The following is an 18,958-nucleotide window of genomic DNA, read 5'->3' as shown; positions in this document are numbered from 1 at the left end:
ATGGTGGGGGCCGAAAATTTGCCGGGGGGGTGGGGCTGTGTGACACACCTGTAGCTCGCGCCCACCCGGAGGAACCCCATGCACTCGCGCCTCGTCATCGTGCTGCCCGTGCTGCTGTTGCTCGCCCCGAGCGCGGTGGGGGCCGCCAAGCGAGATGCGGCCGAGGAGGCCTATCAGGGGGCTCGCAAGGTCTACTACGCGCTGAAGGACGACGCGGCCCGGCGCAAGCTGCGCCATCACTGGCTGAACGTGGTGGCGCGCTTCGAGTCCGTGGCCGCGCGCTTCCCGAAGTCGGACCGCGCGCCGGATGCCCTGTTCACGGCGGCGGAGATGCTCCAGGAGCTGAGCCGCATCTCCTTCGTGGAAGAAGACCTGAAGGCGGCCATCGCCGACTACACCAAGCTGCTGGAGGGCTACCCGAAGCACCGGCTGTCGGATGACGGTGCGCTGGCGCTCGCGAAGATTCACGTCCACCGGCTGGACCAGCCGGAGTCCGCGCGCAAGGTCCTGACGGAGACGCTGGCCGTCAACGGCAAGGGTGACCGGGCTCGGGAGATGCGGGAGCTGCTGGCCTCGCTGCCTTCGCCCAAGGCCCCGCCGCCGCCCCCGCGCAAGGCCGCGCCTGCCGTGGCGAAGAGTGATTCCTCCGCGTCGGGCAAGCCGAGCACCGCTGGCAAGGCGGCCGCCGTGGCCGACTCCGGCAAGAGCTCCGCGTCAGAGGATGCCTCCGCCAAGGGCTCCGCGCCGAGCAAGGCCGTCGCTTCGGCGGAGACGCCCGCGGCTGGGCAGGGCTCCGCCCCGGGCGATACCTCCAAGGCCGTCGCCTCGACCGACGCGTCCAAGGACGCGCAGGCGGTGCCGGACGTGGAGGCGTCGGGGCCCGCGGAGCGGCCTTCGTCCAGCCTGGTGGCCGCCATCGAGAAGATGGCGCGCGAGCCGTCGCCCAGGATTCCCCAGAAGGAGCCGAGCGCGCCCGTGAAGGCGGACGCGCGCGAAGGCAGCCTGGATGCGGCCGTCGCCGCGGCCATTGCCTCGAAGCCCGCCGCTGCCGCGGAGCCCCCGCGTCCCATCACCCGCCCGGTGGACGACAAGGTGGCGCAGGCCCGGCTGAAGGCCGTGGCCCGGCAGTCGCGCAGCATGGAGCTGACGCTGGCGGAGCAGCTCGGCCTGAAGGTGCGGCGCGTGGTCATCGACCCCGGCCACGGCGGTCACGACACGGGCGCCATCGGCAAGGGGGGGACGCGCGAGAAGGACGTGGCGCTGTCCATCTCCCTCAAGCTGGCGGAGGAGCTGCGCGAGAAGGGCCTGGAGGTGGTGCTCACCCGCGACGATGACCGGTTCATCCGCCTGGAGGACCGCGCCAAGTACGCCAACGCCGAGCACGGGGACCTGTTCATCTCCGTCCACTGCAACGCCGCGGAGAAGCGCACGCTGCGTGGCATCGAGACGTACACCCTCAACACGTCGGCGGACCGCTACTCCATCCGCCTGGCCGCACGGGAGAACGCGTCCTCGGAGAAGGGCATCAGCGACCTCCAGTTCATCCTGGCCGACCTGGCCACGAAGGCGAACACCGAGGAGTCCTCGCGGCTCGCCAGCCAGGTGCAGCGCAGCCTCGTGGGGGGGCTCTCCCGCAAGTACAAGGGCATCCGTGACCTGGGCCACAAGGAAGCGCTCTTCTATGTGTTGTTGGGCGTGAAGATGCCGGCCATCCTGGTGGAGACATCGTTCCTCTCGAATCCAGACGAAGAGGCACGTCTCAAGTCCAATGCCTACCAGACCGAGGTCGCCAAGGCGATTGCCCATGGCGTGGAGGAGTTCCTCGGAGACCGCCGCCGCGTGGCGAAGGTGGACTGAGCGCGGCCGGCGCTCCGCCAGAAGTGGGTAGCAAGGACGGACGTACTGGGCAGTTCAGTTCCGTTCGGCTGAGGAGCGCGCGTGTCACCGGGTAGACGCCGCCGGACACCCTCGCGCTTCTCGTTCCAGCGGTGGGTAGAGTCTTGCCCACCGTGGGCAATGAGCTTACGCCCCCTGGGCACATCCTGTCACACGATGCCACATGCCAAGGACCTGGCGCGGGCCGCGAAGCCTGTCCGTCCCTCCCTGAAGGGCTCCCTCCAGGGACATGTGTGCGTTTCGCCGTAAAAACAAACAAGAAAACACTTTCACGTATTGCCTGGAAACGCACGCGAGGCGTTGGTGCGACATGCGCTGAAGGGAGGGGTCCGCCGGACCGCTCAGCGGTAGGCGAGCGGGTTGCAATGCCCTGACGCAGCCGGAATCAACCGGCCGCTCGATGGAGCACGCAACTCAAATGAACGCAATCAAGACTGCCGTTGCCGCTGTCACCGCTGCCGCGTCCCTCGTCGCCTTCTCGCCCGCTGAGGCCGCCACCGCCACCGCCAACCTGAACGTCACCGCCAACGTCGGTGGCTCCTGCGCCATTGGCTCCGGCGGCGGCGGCGGCACGCTGAACTTCGGCACGTACGACCCCATCGTCGTCAACTCCGCGCTGGGCGTCGACCTGTTCGGCACGGGCGCGCTGAGCGTGCAGTGCACCCTGCTCAGCACCGCGGTCATCACCCTGGGCCAGGGTCTGCACCCGGCCGCGGGCTCGACGGACGCGGCCCCGCTGCGCCAGATGCGCAACACGGCGTCGCCGGACTACCTGGCGTACAGCCTGTACCAGGACGTCACCCGCCTCATCGTGTGGGGTAACACCGCTGGCACGGGCCTCCCGTTCCTGGGCACGGGCCTGCCCGTCCCCGTGCTGGTCTACGGCACGGTTCCGCGCGGCCAGAACGTCCCCTCCGGCACGTACAACGACACCGTCGTCGCCACCATCACCTTCTGATTCGGGGCGATAACACATGCGTAACCGTCTTCTGTCTTGGACTGGCGGCCTGATGTGTTCGGCTGCCTTGGAATGGCTTGCCATGGGGACCGCGAGCGCTGCTGAGCTCGATGTCAGTCCGGTTCGGCTTGAATTGGATTCAAGCGCCCGTGGCGTGGTGATGAACGTGAGGAACAAGAGCAACGAAACCACACGCTTCCAAGCCTCTGTCTATTCCTGGGTTCAGGACGAAGAAGGGCGCATGTCGCTCGCGCCGACTCAGGATTTGTTCTTCTTCCCGTCCATGTTGACGTTGGAGCCCGGGGAGTCCCGCCCCATCCGGGTGGGGAGCTCCTCGGCTCCACAGGATACCGAACGCTCCTTCAGAATCGTCGTGGAGGAGCTTCCCCCGCTGCAACCGTCCACCCAGTCAACGGGGTTGAATGTCCTCACCCGAGTCTCAGTGCCTGTCTTTGTCGCACCCAAGAAGAAGACCGTCCACGGCCAGATCGCGGAAGCCGTGCTGCGCGAGTCGAAGTTCCACGTCCGGGTGCAGAACCCGGGCACGGTGAACTTCTTCATCCGGAACCTCCGGGTCCGGGGGCTCGACGCCAAGGGCAAGCGGCTGGTCGAAAAAGAGGAGCCCGGCTGGTACGTCCTGGCGGGCGACGCGCAGGTGTATGCCATGGAGATTGCTGGCAAGGCCTGCCGCAAGGTCCGCACGGTGGAAGTGGAGATGGAGACCGACCAGGGCGTGCTCCGTCAGACCTCCCCCGTGGATTCTCCCGCTCCCTGCGCTCGCTGACCGACGCGCCATGGCCCCCTCCCGGCTTGCAGCAGCCCGCGTGCCCTCGCGCACGGTGCTGGCGTTATCCTTGTCGTTGGGGGCCTTGCCGGTGGCCGCGCAAGGCCCCGTGGCCGACAGCCCCTCCGCGCCGCCGATGCCCATCGTCGCGGACTTCACCCTGAACGGTGTCCCCCGCGGCGCCACCTTCCCCATGCTGCGCGGTAGCGACGTGCTGCTCCCCGCGGCCACGCTCGAGGCCCTCGGCGTGGACCTGGTGGCGCTCGAGGGCCGCCAGGAAGTCATCGAAGGAAAGACATACATCTCCGCGCGGTCCCTGGAGCCCGAAGGGCGCTGCACCCTGAACGAGCGGACCGTCAGCCTGACGTGCGAGCTGCCCGCGTCCGTCTTCGGTCAGACGCGCATCAACCTCGGGCCGCAGGCGCCATCGGACTACTCCGTCCGCGGCAGTCCCAGCGGCTTCATCAACTACGCGGCCCACGCCCGCAACACCTCGCTGACCTTCTTTGGAGAGGCCGGCGCGTCGGTGGGGCGGGGCCTGTTGACGACGCAGGCGCGATGGCGGCCCGGCTCCGTGCCCCTGCGGGGGCTCACGCAGCTGTCGTTGGACTTCCCCAAGCACATGGTGCGGGCCATTGCGGGGGAGTCCACGGGATTTGGCGGCGTGCTGGGCGGAGGCGCGGTGGTGGCCGGCTTCCACCTCATGCGCACCTTCGAGCTGAATCCGTACTTCGTGCGCAACCCGATGCAGGACTACGCGGGCGACGTCACCACGCCGTCCACGTTGGAGGTCTACGTCAACAACCACCTGGTGAAGCGCACCGAGCTCCCGCCTGGTCCCTTCCGGCTGGAGAACCTCACGGTGCCCCGGGGCGAGGGCAACACGCGCTACGTCATTCGGGACGCGTTCGGCCGGGCGAGCGAGGTGAACGCGTCCTACTATCTCAGCGGGCAGCAGCTCTCTCCGGGCGTGGTCGACTACCGGCTGTCCGCGGGCATCGAGCGGGAGTCCGTCAATCTCTACAACTTCGCCTTTGGCCGCCCCATGCTCCTGGGCAACTTCCGCATGGGCCTCACCTCGTGGCTGACGCCGGGCGTGCGGCTGGAGCTGTCGCCCGACGTCGTCAGCACCGGCGCCATGCAGCTCATCCAGTTGCCTTTCGGCGAATTGGAGCTGTCACAGGCCATCAGCCGCAGCGAGCGGCGAACGGGGTTGGCGGCGGGCATCGTGTACGCGCTCCAGCGCCGCTGGGTGGGTGGCTCCGTCTTCGGCCGGGGCATGAACGCGTCCTACACGCACACCAGCCTCAAGCTGGATGACGACCACCCCACCTTGGAGACGGGCGGCTCGCTGTTCCTGGCGCTGGGGGAGAATGTCAGCGTGGGCGGGCAGGCGATGCTGTCACGCTACCAGCGGGACGGGTGGACGACGTGGCTGGGCGCCACCACCTCCGCGCGGCTGACCGACTGGTCGACGTTGTCCTTCTCCGCCAGCCGCGGCAACTCCGAACGAGGCGGCTCCGCCATCGAGGGGATGGTGTACCTGAACGCCATCTTCGATTCCCGCACCACGGGCACCGTGGGGCACACCCAGGCGCTGCGCGGGGAGGGCACCACGTCGGTGGACATCGCGCGCTCGGTGCCCATGGAGGGCGGCCTGGGCTACCAGGTGCAGGGCCGGGTGGGGGCGGTGGATCAGGCCATGGCGCGCGCCGACTTCGACTCCAACGTGGGCCGCGTCAGCGCGGGCGCGGAGTGGTCCGAAGGACGGATGGCGGGCATGGCCGAGGTCGCCGGCGGCCTGGTGCTGATTGGCGGACGCGTGCGTCCCACGCGCGCGGTGGACCAGGGCTACGCGCTGGTTCGCGTGAAGGGCGTGAAAGGCGTGGGCGTGCGGCTCAACAACCACGAGATCGGGCGCACGGACTCCAGCGGCGAGCTGGTGGTGACGCGGCTCCAGGCCTACAACGCCAACCGGCTCTCCCTGGCGGAGCACCAGGTGCCGCTGGACGTCTACATCCCCTCCACGGAGCAGGTGGTGGCCACGTACCAGCGAGGCGGCGTGGTGCTGGACTTCAAGACGCAGACGATTCGCGCCTACCGGGGCAAGGTGACCATCGACTCGGCGGAGGACACGCGCTGGCTGTCCTACGGTGAGCTTCGCGTCGAAAAGGACGGAGAGAAGTGGAGTTCACCCATCGGGTGGAATGGTGAGTTCGAACTGGTGGGCCTGCCTGAAGGGCGTCTGCCGGCGACAGTCGTCTACCCCAAGGGCCGTTGCGCGACCTCGCTGGAAGTTCCATCCCTGGAGGGCAAGGTCATTGACCTGGGAACCGTGAGGTGTGTCCATGACGAGGCGAAATAGGGCGGCCGCGTTCGCGGTGGCGGGCGTATGCGGGTTGCTGCCAGGGCTGGCGGGGGCCGTCTGCCAGATACGCAGCACGATGGGGGTGAGCTTCGGTACCTACCTCACCACCGACCTGCTGCCCCGGGACTCCGCCGGGAGCATCACCTACCGGTGTGAAGGGCAGCTCACCCCAATCACCATCGACTTCAGCGCCGGCAGCTCCGGCAACCCCCTGGCGCGCAGCATGGCGGGGCCGGGCGCTCACCGCTTGGAATACAACCTCTACGTGGACGCGACGCGCCTCATCGTCTGGGGCAACGGCACGTCGGGCACGGGGCGCTACGGGCCCGTCGTCCCCTTGTTCGGCGTGGATGTGACGGTGCCCATCTACGGGCGCATTCCGGCCGGGCAGGCCATCCCCGTGGGGGCCTACGCGGACACCGTGGTGATGACGGTGACCTTCTGAGGGGCCGAGCCCTCCGTCACTGGAGCACCGCCAGCAGGTCCCCGCCCTGGACGGTGGCCTTGAGCGCCGGGACGACCTCCGCCACGGTGCCGGCGCGCGGGGCCCGCACCACCGTCTCCATCTTCATCGCCTCCAGGGTGACGAGGGGCGCGCCCGCCTCCACGGTGTCTCCCGGCCTGGCATGCAGGGCGATGACGGTGCCCGGCATGCTCGCCGCGACGTGGCTGGGATTGGCGCGGTCCGCCTGACGCCGCGCCTCCACGGTGGCGGCGCGGCTGCGGTCCCTCACATGCACGGTGCGGGTGTGGCCGTTGAGGGCGAAGTAGACGGTGCGCACGCCCTCTTCATCCGGCTCGCCCACCGCGGACAGGCTGATGACCAGCGTCTTGCCCGGCTCCAGGTCCACCCAGACTTCCTGTCCCACCTCCATGCCGTAGAAGTAGTTCGGGGTGTCGAGGATGGACACGTCCTCGTAGCGCCCCAGGTCTTCCAGGTAGCCGGCCATGACGCGCGGATAGAGCGCGCTGGAGATGGCGTCCACGCGAGTGAGCGCATGTCCTGTCTTCGCGGAGAGCTCCCGTTGGAGCGCGTCCAGGTCCAGCGGCGGCAGGCTGGCGGAGGGCCGTCCCTCCACGCGGGGCAGGCCCTTGAGCACGGCGGCGCGCAGGTCCTCGGGGAAGCCGTTGGGCGGCTGGCCCAGCTCGCCCCGGAAGTAGCCCACCACGCTGGTGGGGAAGTCCAGGCGCGGCGCCTGTTCAATCAGCCGCTGGCGCGTGAGCGCGGCCGCCTCCGCCAACGTGGAGGCCCGCACCGTGAGGTCGTTCTTGAGCAGGAAGATGGCGAAGTCGCCGACCATCTTCGACGACGGCGTCACCTTCGGGATGTCGCCCACCAGGACGTTCACGAGCGCGAAGGCGTCCTTCACGTCGTTCCACCGGCCCAGCAGGCCCAGCTCCGCCACCTGCGGCCGGAGGTTGGAGTACTGGCCGCCTGGAATCTCGTGGTAGTACACCTCGCTGGTGGTGCTCTTGAGGCCCGCCTCGAAGGGGGCGTAGTACTCGCGCACGTCCTCCCAGTAGTTGGCCAGCGGCTGAAGGCGCGCGTTGGCCAGGCCCGTCTCACGGGGGTGACCGCGCAGGGCGCTGACCAGCGCGTTGAGGCTGGGCTGGCTCGTCAGCCCCGCCATGCTGCCCAGCGCCACGTCCACCACGTGCACGCCCTGCTCGATGGCTTCCAGGTAGCTGGCGATGCCATTGCCGGACGTGTCGTGCATGTGCAGGTGGATGGGCAGGCGCGTCACCTCGCGCAGGCGCCGCACCAGCATGGCCGCCGCGCGCGGGCGCAACAGGCCCGCCATGTCCTTGATGCAGAGGAAGTGCGCGCCGGAGTCTTCAATCCGCTTCGCGAGGTCCGCGTAGTAGTCCAGCGTGTACTTCGTGCGCTTGGGGTTGGCGACGTCGCCCGTGTAGCAGATGGACACCTCCGCCACCTTGCCCGTCGTCAGCACGCGGCGGATGGAGACCTCCATGCTGCCCAGATCATTGAGGCTGTCGAAGATGCGGAACACGTCCACGCCCGCCTCGGCCGCCTCGTCGATGAAGGCCTCCACCACGTTGTCCGGGTAGCTGGTGTAGCCCACGGCGTTGGCCCCGCGCAGGAGCATCTGCTGGAGCAGGTTGGGCGCGGCGGCCTTGAGCGCGCGCAGGCGGGCCCACGGGTCCTCATTGAGGAAGCGGTAGGTGGTGTCGAAGGTGGCGCCGCCCCAGCTCTCCAGGCTGAACAGCTCGGAGGCCAGGTGGGCGGTGGCCGGGGCCACGCGGAGGATGTCCCGCGTGCGCATGCGCGTGGCCAGCAGGGACTGGTGCGCGTCCCGCATGGTGGTGTCCGTCAGCAGCACGCGCTTCTGGGCCAGCACCCAGTCCGCCAGTCCGCGCGGGCCCTTCTCCGCCAGGATGTGCGCGGTGCCCCGCGGCACCGGGCCCGAAGGCGTCACCGGCAGCCGCGGCTCCAGGAACTGCGTGGGCTTGAGCCGTTGGTCCTTCTTGATGGTGGGGTGCCCGTTGACGATGACGTCGCCCAGGTACTGGAGCAGCTTGGTGGCCCTGTCCCTGCGGGGCTCCAACTGGAACAGCTCCGGCGTCTCGTCGATGAAGCGCGTGTACGTCTCTCCCTGCTGGAAGGCGGGGTGGGCGAGCACGTTCTCCAGGAAGGGCAGGTTCGTCTTCACGCCGCGGATGCGGAACTCGCGCAGCGCGCGCTGGCCCTTCATCACCGCGCCCTGGAACGTGGGCGCGTAGGCGATGACCTTCACCAGCATGGAGTCGTAGTAGGGGGAGATGACGGCGTTGGTGTAGCCGTTGGAGCCGTCCAGCCGGATGCCGAAGCCCGTGGCCGCGCGCCAGGCGGTGATGACGCCCGCGTCGGGCATGAACTGGTTGGCGGGGTCTTCGGTGGTGACGCGCAGCTGCACCGCGTAGCCCCGGGGCACCACGTCCTCCTGCCGGGAGATGCCGACCTCCGGCGCGTCCAGCCGGTAGCCCTCCGCGATGCGAAGCTGGCTCTGCACCAGGTCCACGCCCGTCACCTGCTCGGTGACGGTGTGCTCCACCTGGAGGCGGGCATTGCACTCGATGAAGTAGAAGGTATCGCCCGCCACCAGGAACTCGGCGGTGCCAGCGCTGGTGTAGCCGGCCCTGCTCGCCAGCCGCACCGCCGCGTCGCAGATGGCCGCCTTCACCGCCGGGGCCAGGTTGGGCGCGGGGGCAATCTCAATGACCTTCTGGTGGCGCCGCTGCACGGAGCAGTCCCGTTCGTGCAGGTGGACGATGTTGCCGTGCAGATCTCCCAGCAGCTGTACTTCGATGTGGCGCACGTGCTCCAGGAAGCGCTCCAGGAACACCGACGACGAACCGAAGGCGCTCTTCGCCTCCGAACGCGCGGAGGCCAGCGCATCCTCCAGCGCCTTCGCCTCGCGCACCACGCGCATGCCTCGGCCGCCGCCGCCGTGGGCCGCCTTCACCAGGATGGGGCCACCATGCTTCGCGAAGAAGGCGCGGGCCTGCTCCAGCGCGTGCGCGTCGTCCCCCTCCAGGGTGATGCCAGGAACCACCGGGACGCAGCACGCGTCGGCCAGGTGCTTGGCGGCGACCTTGTCGCCCATGGTGCGGACCACGTCCGAGCGCGGGCCGATGAAGCGGATGCCGCGCCGCTCACACGCCTCCGCGAAGGCGGCGTTCTCCGACAGGAAGCCGTAGCCGGGGTGGATGGCATCCACGCCCGCCTTCACGGCCACGTCGAGGATTTCGTCGATGCCCAGGTACGCCTCCACGGGCCGCTTGCCCCGGCCCACGAGGTACGCCTCGTCGGCCTTGTGGCGGTGCTCGTGGGTGCGGTCCTCGTCGCTGTAGATGGCGACGGTGCGGATGCCCAGCTCGTTGCACGCGCGGAAGACGCGAATGGCAATCTCACCGCGGTTGGCGCAGAGGACCTTCTGGATGGGACGCAGCGACACAGGTTCCATGTGCGCGCTGTATGCATCCGGTGGGCCCCGGAGCAACGGCTGCCGGGGCGAACGTCCGATTCAGGGCGCGGCGCCGCGTGGGCGCCGCGCCGTGCGTCAGGTGCCGGACTGCGAGGGCTGGGCGGCCGGCTGTGGGCCGGTCGCCGTCTCCTCGTAATCCAGGTCCCGGTGGAACGTCTCTTCCAGCCGGGTGAGGGCCAGCAGCGCCAGGCCGAAGCAGATGCTGCCGACGATGAGCGCCGCGGTGGACACCGACATCTCGCCCTTCAGGTAGGCGAAGCCGCTGGCCGCGAGCGCCGCCGAGCCACGCACGAAGTTGGGGACGGTGGTGGCCACGGTGCCGCGGATGTTGGTGCCGAACTGCTCGGCGGCCATGGTCACCAGCACGGCCCAGTAGCCCACGGTGATGCCAATCAGGAAGCTCAGCCCGTACACAATGGTGCTGGTGAGGCCCGGGGTGAGGCCGTAGACGAGCATCAGCACGAAGCCCGCGGTGAGGTTCATCGCCACCGCGCGCTTGCGGCTCTTGAGCCACTGGCTGAAGACGCCCGCCAGCAAGTCACCCAGCGTCAGGCCGATGGAGCCATAGAGGATGGCGTTGCCGGCCGTCACGGTGCCCTGGACGTTGAGGCCGGCCGTCAGCTCGGGCGCGAACGTGAAGAGGATGCCCGTGGTGAAGTAGATGGGCACGCCGATGAGGATGCAGCAGATGTACTTGAGGAACCGGCCGCCGGTGAGGAGCAGCAGCGGGTTGGCGCGCGCGGGGTCCATCTTCTTGGCGAACAGCTCCGACTCCGACACCTTGAAGCGCGCGAAGAGCAGCGCGAGGCCCATGAAGCCGCCGGTGAGGTAGGCCGTCTTCCAGTGCATGTGCTGGCCCAGGAAGGCCGCGGCGACGATGCCGAGCATGCCCAGCGTGGCGACGATGGTGGTCCCCAGGCCGCGCTTCTCCTTGGGCAGGGACTCCGCCACCAGGGTAATGGCCGCGCCCAGCTCACCCGCGAGCCCCACGCCTCCGAGGAAGCGGAGAACGGCGTAGCTGGTGACGTCCCAGGCGAAGGCGTTGGCCAGGTTCGCGAAGGAGTAGAGCAGGATGGAGCCGAACATCACCGACAGGCGTCCGCGCTTGTCGGCGAGCACGCCCCACAGCAGGCCGCCCACCATCATGCCCACCATCTGCGCGTTGTAGATGAGCAGGCCGCTCTGGAGGATGTCGGCCGGGTCGGTGACGCCGATGTCCTTGAGCGATGCGACACGCACCACGCCGAACAGCGTGATGTCGAAGAGGTCGACGAAGTAGCCGAGCCCGGCCACCAGCACGGTCAGGTTGAGGACCGAGCGGAGCTCTCTCAGGAATTTCATACGCCCGATTAACGGACTTTGGCGCGCGAGGAGCAAGCGCCCCGCGCAGGGGCATGCATGACGCACTGCATGAACCTGAATTCACCTTCAGGCCATGGCTTGGGCGAGCGCCTGCTCGATCTGGGAAAGGCCGTAGGGCTTGGGCAAGAGGACGGCGCCGTCGAGCGGCCCCTTGTCACCGGTGTCCACGTTGGTGCCGTGGCCGGACGCGATGATGACGCGAAGGCCGGGCACGTCCTGGACGGCCTGGTGGGCCAGCTCGATGCCGGACTTGCCGGGCAGGCTCACGTCGGTGAACAGGAGGTCGAACGCCTGTGCGCGCAAGAGGGGCGTGGCTTCTTCCGCGCGGGTGACGGCCGTCACGGCGTGGCCCATCGTCTCCAGCAGCTCGCAGGCGGGCAGGAGGATGTCCTCGTCGTCCTCTACCAGGAGGATGCGCAGCGCGGTCCGCTTCACGCGAGCGGGGGCCGGCGTGGTGGCGCCTTGTGACGGCTGGGGGGCCTCGCGCTGGGCGATGCGTTGCTGCCGGGCGGCCAGGAGCTGACGGATCTTCCGCGCCAGGTCCTCGCGGCGGTAGGGCTTGCTCAGCAGTTGGACCCCCGGATCCAACCGGCCGCCGTGGACAATGGCGTTCTCCGTGTAGCCGGACGTGAAGAGCACCTCCAGGTCCGGGGAGAGGGCCTTGGCCTGCCGCGCCAGTTCGGGGCTGCGGACCGGGCCGGGCATCACCACGTCGGTGAAGAGCAGGTCGATGGGGATGCCGCTCTGGATGACCGCGAGCGCGCTCTGTCCGTCAGAGGCCTTGAGCACGCGGTAGCCCAGCTCCGTCAGTATCTCCACCGCCGTGGCGCGCACCTCCGCGTCGTCCTCGACGACGAGCAGCGTCTCGGTGCCGCCTTCGACCTGTTCGGGGATGACCTCGGCGCGCGGCATCTCCGCCTGGAGCGAACGGGGGAGGTAGATCTTGATGGTCGTCCCGTGGCCGACCTCGCTGTAGATCTTGACGTGGCCGCCCGTCTGCTTGACGAACCCATACACCATGCTGAGCCCCAGGCCCGTGCCGCGGCCTTCGGGCTTGGTGGTGAAGAACGGCTCGAAGGCGCGCTCCAGCACCTCGGGCGGCATGCCGCAGCCGGTGTCGGAGATGGCCAGCAACACGTGCTGGCCCGGCACGACGTCCGGGTGGAGCTGGGCGTAGTGGTCATCCAGCATGGCGTTGCCGGCTTCGACGGTCAGCTTGCCCTCGCCCGCCATGGCGTCACGCGCGTTGATGGCCAGGTTGAGGATGACGTTTGCGAGCTGGTTCGGATCGGCGAACGTGTTCCAAAGCCCGCCGCCGATGATGGTCTCCAGCGCCACGTCCTCGCCGAGCGCGCGCCGCAGCAGGTCGTCCATGTCACGGACCATGCGGCCCAGGTTGATGACCGTGGGATTGAGCGGCTGCCGCCGGGCGAAGGCCAGCAGCTGGGACGCGAGCCGGGCGCCGCGCTCCACCGCGCCCACCGCCGTCGTCAGCCGACGCTGCGCCTGGGCGTTGTCGCCCACATCCCGGAACAGGAGCTGCAGGTTTCCGCTGATGACCTGGAGCAGGTTGTTGAAGTCGTGCGCCACGCCGCCGGTGAGCTTGCCCACCGCTTCCATCTTCTGGGCCTGCCGGAGGGCGGCCTCTGCCTGACGCCGCTCGGCCTCGCTCTCCTCCAATGCGCGGGTGCGCTCCCGGACGAGCTCCTCCAGATGGTCCTTGTACTGGCGCAGCTCGTCCTGCGCGCGCTTCTGCTCCGTGATGTCGTGGCCCTGGACGAAGATGCCGGAGATGGACCCGTCCGGCTCGATGATGGGCTGATACACGAGGTCGACGTAGCTCTCCGCCAGCGTGTCATCGGGGGTTCGCTGAAGGGAGACTTTCATGCCCCGGCCGACGAAGGCCTCACCCGTGGTGAAGACACGGTCCAGCAGTTCGAAGTACCCCTGGCCATCCACTTCGGGCAGGGCGTCCCGGATGTGCTTGCCGAGGATGTCCCGGTGGCCGACGAGCTGCATGTAGGCCGTGTTCGCCAGCTCGAAGACATGGCCCTGGCCGCGAAGGAAGCACATGAAGCCGGGTGCCTGCTCGAACAACCGACGGAGGTGGCGCCGCTCCTGATCCAGGTTTTGGTTCGCTTCCTGGACCTGCAGCGCGCGCTGGAAGACGCCGGCTTCCAGCTGTGACGGTGGGGGCTTGCTGGTGCCGGTGGAGCCGCTCGCGGTCTGGACGGCCTCCTGCAGCCGCTGGAGCTCCGTGACGTCCATGGTGTGCTGGAGGATGTAGGCGACCTCGCCCGAGGCATCGAGCAGGGGGATGTGGGTGGCGCTCCAGTACCGGTACGTCGGGACGACGCCCTGGTGCGTCAACTCGGGGACGCGGTAGGGAATCAGGGCCAGGATGTCCGGCGCCCGCTTTGTCAGCACGCGCAGGAAGGACTCCCGGAGCTGCCGGAGATTGGCGCTGTTCGGGTCCGAGGGGTCGTCCGGGAAGGCCTCGAAGACGCTTCGGCCAAGCAGCTCGTCCAGCTTGCTGGCCGTGACGCGCAGATACGCCGGGTTGGCGGCGACGAAGCGCAGCTCGCGGTCGAGCAGCATGTATGGGTTGGGTGAGACGTCGAAGAGCGTCTTGAAGTCGATGGTGGGGTGCATCGTACGGGGGTAGGGCGAGCTACCCTTGACTGGTCTGCCACCAGGACGCCATTGCCTCTGCCACTGGAACGGTATCTCTGTCGCTCAGGCGACACACCGGGATGGCGGCGACGCACGGCCTCAGGGTGGATGTCTCAAGAACCCGGGGCAGGGATGCGCCATGCCTACATGAACGAACCTTCAGGCAGTTTTTCGCGGGTCGTGTGACAGGTCGCCCGCGCGCCTGGCATGCCTGCGCGCAGCCTGGCGCATGAGGGGACGTGCAATGCCTACATGAACACGTCATCAGTGGTTTTTCAGGGCCACTGGCCTGCCTCCTCGCGTGGAAAAGCACCTCATCCGGGAGGGCAATGCCTACATGAAGTTCTTTTCAGTGTTTTTTGGCCCCCTCCGGCAGGTGATGCGCGGACGACACGGGGCTCCGTCAATGACGAAGCTTGTCATTGCGAAAACAGAAATCAAAGACAGCCAAATGAAGCCAATGGCTGTCTTTGTTTGCCTGTGATTGCTGGCTGTGTTTCACGCGAGGCCCCGGTTGTCTCCAGGGCCTCAAGCGGTACCTTCAGGCTTACGCGCCGGCGCGCTGGCGATTCAGCCGGTCGTAGTGCCGGTAACCCAGCTTGTCGAGCGCGCTCGCGGGCGCAAGGCCGATGTCCACCAGCGTCTTGATGTCATACGTCCCCGCGAGCACGGGCGGCGCGTAGTTCCGGACGGCGTCCGCGCTGCGGAACTTCTCCAGCGGGAAGAGCACCGTGTTCGTGTGCACGTGCATGAAGTGCGCGGCGGACTGGCGCTGCCAGCCGGGCACGCCCGGGGCGGTGATGACATGCGGCGTGGCGAGGAAGGTGCCACCCGTGAGGATCTCCAGTTGCTGGCCCACCTGCGCCACGATGCAGCCCGCGGGCGCGGTTCCCCGCACCTTGACTCCGTTGGGCGCATCCGGCGTTGCGCGGGTGCGGAGGTAGAGCCCGCTCTTGTTGTCGGGGCCGGGCGCGGGGCTGCCGTCCGGGTCCAGGAAGCGGCCGCCCGGGAGCAGGGTGAGCAGGTTGAAGTCGGTGTGCTCCTCGCCCCAGACGATGTCCGTGTTCACCTGCGCTTCGGTGAGCGGCAGGTACTGGAGCGCGCGGGTGACGTGGGCGCCCCGGTCGCAGAGGTCGGTGAACAACGTCTCCGGCAGGCCCAGGGCCACCGCGGAGCCACGGAGCAGCTTCAGGCCGGCCTCATGGAGGGAGCGGCCCAGCGTCATGATGCCGTCCTCGAAGTAGGGCGGCGCGTTCTGGGGCCACACGTTCTCCGGGTACAGCTCCGGGAACTCGAGCGCGGACTGCGCGTCGTTGGGGTAGGGCGCGACGAAATAGCACTCCTTGAAGTCCGGCTGGCCGTTGCTGGCGACCGCGACCTCGGTGTTCGGAGGCGTCCAGCCGCGCTGGTACCAGATGTCCGCGCGGCCGTAGGGCTTCTTCTCCTCGGCGGGCCGGGCGATGAACGCCGCGAACGCGTCGTAGAACCGGTTCAGCGCCTGGGTGTCGACGCCGTGGTTCTTCAGGTACACGAGGCCAAAGACACCAAAGGCCTCGCGGATCGCCGCGGCGGCGCGCTCGACGCGAGCGGAGTCATCCGACGCGAGGTCGGCGAGGTCGACAGTGGGGATGTTGAGCGAAGAGGTCTCGGCCATGATGGGGCCCAGGTGTACCGCTCCTCGGGAATAAATGGGAGGCCCTGTTGCTCTGTGGCGTCCCGCTGGGGCCGGTCGGACGCTGCAAAACCCGGATCCCCGGCGCGGGCACCCGTGGCGCAAATTCTGCGCTTCCCCCTGCGCGGCCTGGGACCTGGGGTTATCGTCCGCCGCCCGCTGTCGAGAGGTCTCCCCCGTGAAGAAGCTCGTCTCCGCCTGGTTCCGCATTCCCTTCTGGCAGCGTGTCCTGGGGGCGTTCGTGCTCGGGGCCGTGGCCGGGTGGCTCGTGGGGGAGCCCGCGGGGCCCTGGTTCCAGCCGCTGGGCACGCTCTACGTCAACCTCATCAAGATGATCGCCACTCCGCTGGTGTTCTTCGCGGTCATCAACGCGGTGGCGGCGCTTCACGGGCAGAAGAGCATGGCGGTGCTCGGCGGCAAGACGTTCCTCTGGTTCGCCGTCACCGCCGCGCTGGCGGTGGGAGTGGGCCTAGGCGTCGCCGCGCTGCTCCGCCCCGGAGAGGGTGTGGGCCAGCTCATCGCCACCGAAACCTACAAGCCACGAGACGTGCCCGGCCCCATCCAGGTGCTGCTGGACGTGGTGCCCACCAACCCGTTCGCGGCGCTCGCGAATGGGAAGATCCTCCAGGTCATCTTCTTCGCCGGCCTGCTGGGCTTCGCGCTGGTGAAGCTCGGCGCGAAGACGGCCCGGCTGCGCGAGCTGGTCCGCGAGGCCAGCGACGCGATGATTCAGGTCACCCGCTTCGTGCTGGAGCTCACGCCGTTGGGCACCTTCGGCCTCATCGCCGCGCTGGTGGGCACCTACGGCTTCGAGCGCCTGTTGCCGCTGGGCAAGCTCGTGCTGGCGCTGTACGTGGCGTGCGCGCTGCACATCGTCTTCGTGTACGGCGGCCTCCTGCTGACGCACGGGCTCAATCCGCTGCGCTTCTTCCGGGGCGCCGCGCCCGGCATGCAGGTGGCCTTCGTGAGCTCGTCGAGCTTCGCGTCCATGCCGGTGGCCCTGCGCGCCGTGACGAACAACCTGGGCGTCGACAAGGACTACGCGGCCTTCGCCGTGCCGCTGGGGGCCAGCATCAAGATGGATGGGTGCGGCGCCATCTACCCGGCCATCGCGTCGCTCTTCGTCGCGCAGTACTTCAGCCTGGAGCTGTCCGCGTCGCAGTACTTCATCATCCTGCTGGCGTCGGTGCTGGGCAGCTTCGGTACCGCGGGCGTGCCGGGGACGGCGGTGGTCATGGCCACGGTGGTGCTCAGCTCCGCGGGCTTGCCGCTGGAGGGGCTGGGCTACCTGCTCGCCATCGACCGCATCCTCGACATGATGCGCACGATGACCAACGTCACGGGCCAGATGCTGGTCCCGGTGCTGGTGGCGCGCGAAGAGGGCCTGCTGGACGCCGCCGTCTACAACGGTGCGGCCCCCGCCATCGCGCTGGAAGAGGACGCGGTGAAGGCGGACTGAGCCGCCTCCGTCCAGAGGGCACGCGCGTGTGCGCTCTCCGACGGGCGTCCTCCCTGGCTTGGAGTAGCGGACACGCCGCGAGGTCCGCGCTACCGCCCCCAGGCGCCGCTCCGCTAGGTGCGGGCCTCGTGCCTGCCTGGGCGGTGTATGGGTCTCTTTCCACCGGCGACTGATGGAGTCCTGCGAGGCGTGCTCGGCCTGATGGCCGTGCTGCCGGTGGCCGCGCCCGTGGCGTTGCTGCTGCTGGCCCGCAGTCCCCTGGGGACGGGGGCCTTCGAGCCCGTGCAGCAGCCGGTGCAGTTCGACCACCGCCACCACGCGGGGGACGAGGGCATTGGCTGCCGCTACTGCCATGACGGCGCGTGGCGGGGGCCTTCGGCGGGCATCCCACCCACCAGCCGGTGCATGGGGTGTCACGCGCAGATCTGGAACGAGAGCGCGCTGCTGGCGCCCGTGCGCCAGAGCTACTTCGAGGACCGGCCCATTCCGTGGAACAGGGTCCACCGGCTCCCGCAGTACGTCTTCTTCAACCACGCCATCCACGTCCATAAGGGCGTGGGGTGCGTGAGCTGCCACGGCCGCGTGGACCAGATGCCGCTGGTGGAGCAGGTCGCGCCGCTCACCATGGGCTGGTGCCTGGAGTGCCACCGCGACCCGGCGCCGCACCTGCGGCCTCCGGAGCACGTCGCGGACATGACGTGGAGTCCGCGGGGCCCGGCCCGCGACGTGGGCCTGCGGGTGATGCGGGCCTTGGATGTCTCGCCCCGGACCGAGTGCTCCACATGCCACCGCTGACGGACCGATATCCGCTCCCTGTCCTGGAGGGAGCCGAGCCCTGGCGCAGCCTGGAGGCGAGGCAGGGTGCCGCGCCCGCGCCGTCGCCGGGTGAGTTCCCCGTGGATGCCGATGCGCCCCCTCGGGGATTGTCCCGGCGCGTGTTGCTGGAGTTGGCCGCGTTCGGCACCGCCGCCGCGGGCCTGACGGGCTGTTTCCGCGCGCCGCCGGAGAAGGTCCTGCCGTACTCGCGGCCACCGCCGGACGTCACGCCAGGCATCCCGCTCCACTACGCCACGGCGCTTTCGTTGGAGGGCTACGCGCGGGGCGTCCTGGTGCGCAGCCAGGAGGGGCGGCCCACGCTGGTGCAGGGCAATCCGTCCCATCCGGAGAGCCTGGGAGCGGCGGGCGCACACGAGCAGGCGTCGCTGCTGGGCCTGTATGATCCGCACCGTGCCCGGGCCGTACGCCACCGGGGCGCTCCCACCTCCCTGTCCCAGGTCTTCCAGATGGTGCGCCGTCGCGCCGCGCGCCAGGACGGAGGGGCGGGACTTCGCCTGCTGGTGGAGCCCACCGCGTCACCGCTGTGGACCCGAACCTTCGAGCGGATCCTGGCTCGCTTCCCGAAGGCACGGGTGGTGCCCTTCAGCGCCTCGCAGACGGGGAACGCGCACGAGGGCGCTCGCCTGGCGTGGGGCCGGCCGCTGCGCGCGATGCCGGACTGGGGCTCCGCGCGCGCCGTGGTGGTCCTGGATGACGACTTCCTGTCCACGCTGACGGGAGGACTGCGCTCGCCCCGTGAATTCGTCTCCGCGCGCATGCCGCCGGCGCTCAACCGCCTCTGGGTGGTGGAGAGTCGCTTGAGCCTCACGGGCGCCTTCGCGGACGAGCGGCTCCGGGCGCGCCCGTCTCGTGTGCCGTGGATCGCCCGGGCGCTCGCGGCGGAGTTGGGGCGACTGCTGGGGCGCGATGCGTTGAGGGGGCTCGGGCGCGGGGCGCTGGAGCCCGCGGAGCATCGCTGGGTGG

At 69.1% G+C, this 18,958-nt stretch carries 13 protein-coding genes; 9 read left to right on the top strand and 4 right to left on the bottom strand.

What is annotated here, in order from left to right; genetic code table 11:
- Positions 1 to 78 precede the first annotated feature (78 nt).
- From HNV26_RS32365 to HNV26_RS32345, 5 genes are all read left to right on the top strand, one after another.
- Positions 79 to 1,857: an N-acetylmuramoyl-L-alanine amidase gene (locus tag HNV26_RS32365; RefSeq protein ID WP_171444799.1), complete on the top strand. Its 1,779-nt coding sequence runs from the start codon at positions 79 to 81 to the stop codon at positions 1,855 to 1,857.
- 457 nt (positions 1,858 to 2,314) lie between these two features.
- Positions 2,315 to 2,854: a fruiting body development fimbrial-like coat protein PRU gene (gene pru, locus HNV26_RS32360; RefSeq protein ID WP_171444798.1), complete on the top strand. Its 540-nt coding sequence runs from the start codon at positions 2,315 to 2,317 to the stop codon at positions 2,852 to 2,854.
- Between the two features lie 16 nt (positions 2,855 to 2,870).
- Positions 2,871 to 3,638, top strand: coding sequence for a fimbrial biogenesis chaperone (locus HNV26_RS32355; RefSeq protein ID WP_171444797.1), 768 nt, complete (start codon positions 2,871 to 2,873; stop codon positions 3,636 to 3,638).
- Positions 3,639 to 3,648: 10 nt separating this feature from the next.
- Positions 3,649 to 6,003 (top strand): fimbria/pilus outer membrane usher protein, encoded by a 2,355-nt coding sequence (locus HNV26_RS32350; protein WP_171444796.1) that lies wholly within the window; start codon positions 3,649 to 3,651, stop codon positions 6,001 to 6,003.
- Positions 5,987 to 6,451, top strand: coding sequence for a Csu type fimbrial protein (locus HNV26_RS32345; RefSeq protein ID WP_216612929.1), 465 nt, complete (start codon positions 5,987 to 5,989; stop codon positions 6,449 to 6,451). Before HNV26_RS32350 ends, HNV26_RS32345 begins: the two co-directional genes overlap by 17 nt.
- 16 nt (positions 6,452 to 6,467) lie before the next feature.
- Here the strand turns inward: HNV26_RS32345 and HNV26_RS32340 are convergent, their stop codons facing one another.
- The 3 genes from HNV26_RS32340 to HNV26_RS32330 form a co-directional block, all read right to left on the bottom strand.
- Positions 6,468 to 9,971, bottom strand: a complete 3,504-nt coding sequence (locus tag HNV26_RS32340) for a pyruvate carboxylase (protein ID WP_171444794.1) — start codon at positions 9,969 to 9,971, stop codon at positions 6,468 to 6,470.
- 96 nt (positions 9,972 to 10,067) lie between these two features.
- Positions 10,068 to 11,333 (bottom strand): MFS transporter, encoded by a 1,266-nt coding sequence (locus HNV26_RS32335; RefSeq protein ID WP_171444793.1) that lies wholly within the window; start codon positions 11,331 to 11,333, stop codon positions 10,068 to 10,070.
- 87 nt (positions 11,334 to 11,420) lie between these two features.
- Entirely contained in the window at positions 11,421 to 14,006 is a 2,586-nt protein-coding gene (locus HNV26_RS32330; RefSeq protein WP_171444792.1) for a response regulator, read from the bottom strand.
- Between the two features lie 322 nt (positions 14,007 to 14,328).
- Here HNV26_RS32330 and HNV26_RS32325 point away from each other — a divergent pair, with 322 nt between their 5' ends.
- Positions 14,329 to 14,511, top strand: coding sequence for a hypothetical protein (locus HNV26_RS32325; RefSeq protein WP_171444791.1), 183 nt, complete (start codon positions 14,329 to 14,331; stop codon positions 14,509 to 14,511).
- Positions 14,512 to 14,574: 63 nt separating this feature from the next.
- Here the strand turns inward: HNV26_RS32325 and HNV26_RS32320 are convergent, their stop codons facing one another.
- Positions 14,575 to 15,681, bottom strand: coding sequence for an isopenicillin N synthase family dioxygenase (locus tag HNV26_RS32320; protein ID WP_171444790.1), 1,107 nt, complete (start codon positions 15,679 to 15,681; stop codon positions 14,575 to 14,577).
- A gap of 196 nt (positions 15,682 to 15,877) precedes the next feature.
- Here HNV26_RS32320 and HNV26_RS32315 point away from each other — a divergent pair, with 196 nt between their 5' ends.
- The 3 genes from HNV26_RS32315 to HNV26_RS32305 all read left to right on the top strand — a co-directional run.
- A complete protein-coding gene (locus tag HNV26_RS32315; protein WP_171444789.1) occupies positions 15,878 to 17,158 on the top strand; it encodes a dicarboxylate/amino acid:cation symporter in 1,281 nt (426 codons plus the stop codon).
- 147 nt (positions 17,159 to 17,305) lie between these two features.
- A complete protein-coding gene (locus HNV26_RS32310) occupies positions 17,306 to 17,953 on the top strand; it encodes a cytochrome c3 family protein (protein WP_171444788.1) in 648 nt (215 codons plus the stop codon).
- Positions 17,941 to 18,958: molybdopterin-binding domain-containing protein (locus HNV26_RS32305; RefSeq protein WP_495525097.1), on the top strand; the 1,018-nt coding region annotated here is incomplete at its 3' end. The genes HNV26_RS32310 and HNV26_RS32305, both read left to right, overlap by 13 nt.

The organism is Myxococcus xanthus (assembly GCF_013116825.1).
GTDB classification, from domain to species: Bacteria; Myxococcota; Myxococcia; order Myxococcales; family Myxococcaceae; genus Myxococcus; species Myxococcus xanthus_B.
This window is presented reverse-complemented; position numbering and strand designations above follow the sequence as displayed.

Excerpts from the sequence above, each read along its gene's own strand:
- HNV26_RS32365 (WP_171444799.1), top strand. The coding sequence starts at position 79 with ATGCACTCGCGCCTCGTCATCGTGCTGCCCGTGCTGCTGTTGCTCGCC.
- pru (WP_171444798.1), top strand. The coding sequence starts at position 2,315 with ATGAACGCAATCAAGACTGCCGTTGCCGCTGTCACCGCTGCCGCGTCC.
- HNV26_RS32355 (WP_171444797.1), top strand. The coding sequence starts at position 2,871 with ATGCGTAACCGTCTTCTGTCTTGGACTGGCGGCCTGATGTGTTCGGCT.
- HNV26_RS32350 (WP_171444796.1), top strand. The coding sequence starts at position 3,649 with ATGGCCCCCTCCCGGCTTGCAGCAGCCCGCGTGCCCTCGCGCACGGTG.
- HNV26_RS32345 (WP_216612929.1), top strand. The coding sequence starts at position 5,987 with ATGACGAGGCGAAATAGGGCGGCCGCGTTCGCGGTGGCGGGCGTATGC.
- HNV26_RS32340 (WP_171444794.1), bottom strand. The coding sequence starts at position 9,971 with ATGGAACCTGTGTCGCTGCGTCCCATCCAGAAGGTCCTCTGCGCCAAC.
- HNV26_RS32335 (WP_171444793.1), bottom strand. The coding sequence starts at position 11,333 with ATGAAATTCCTGAGAGAGCTCCGCTCGGTCCTCAACCTGACCGTGCTG.
- HNV26_RS32330 (WP_171444792.1), bottom strand. The coding sequence starts at position 14,006 with ATGCACCCCACCATCGACTTCAAGACGCTCTTCGACGTCTCACCCAAC.
- HNV26_RS32320 (WP_171444790.1), bottom strand. The coding sequence starts at position 15,681 with ATGGCCGAGACCTCTTCGCTCAACATCCCCACTGTCGACCTCGCCGAC.
- HNV26_RS32310 (WP_171444788.1), top strand. The coding sequence starts at position 17,306 with ATGGGTCTCTTTCCACCGGCGACTGATGGAGTCCTGCGAGGCGTGCTC.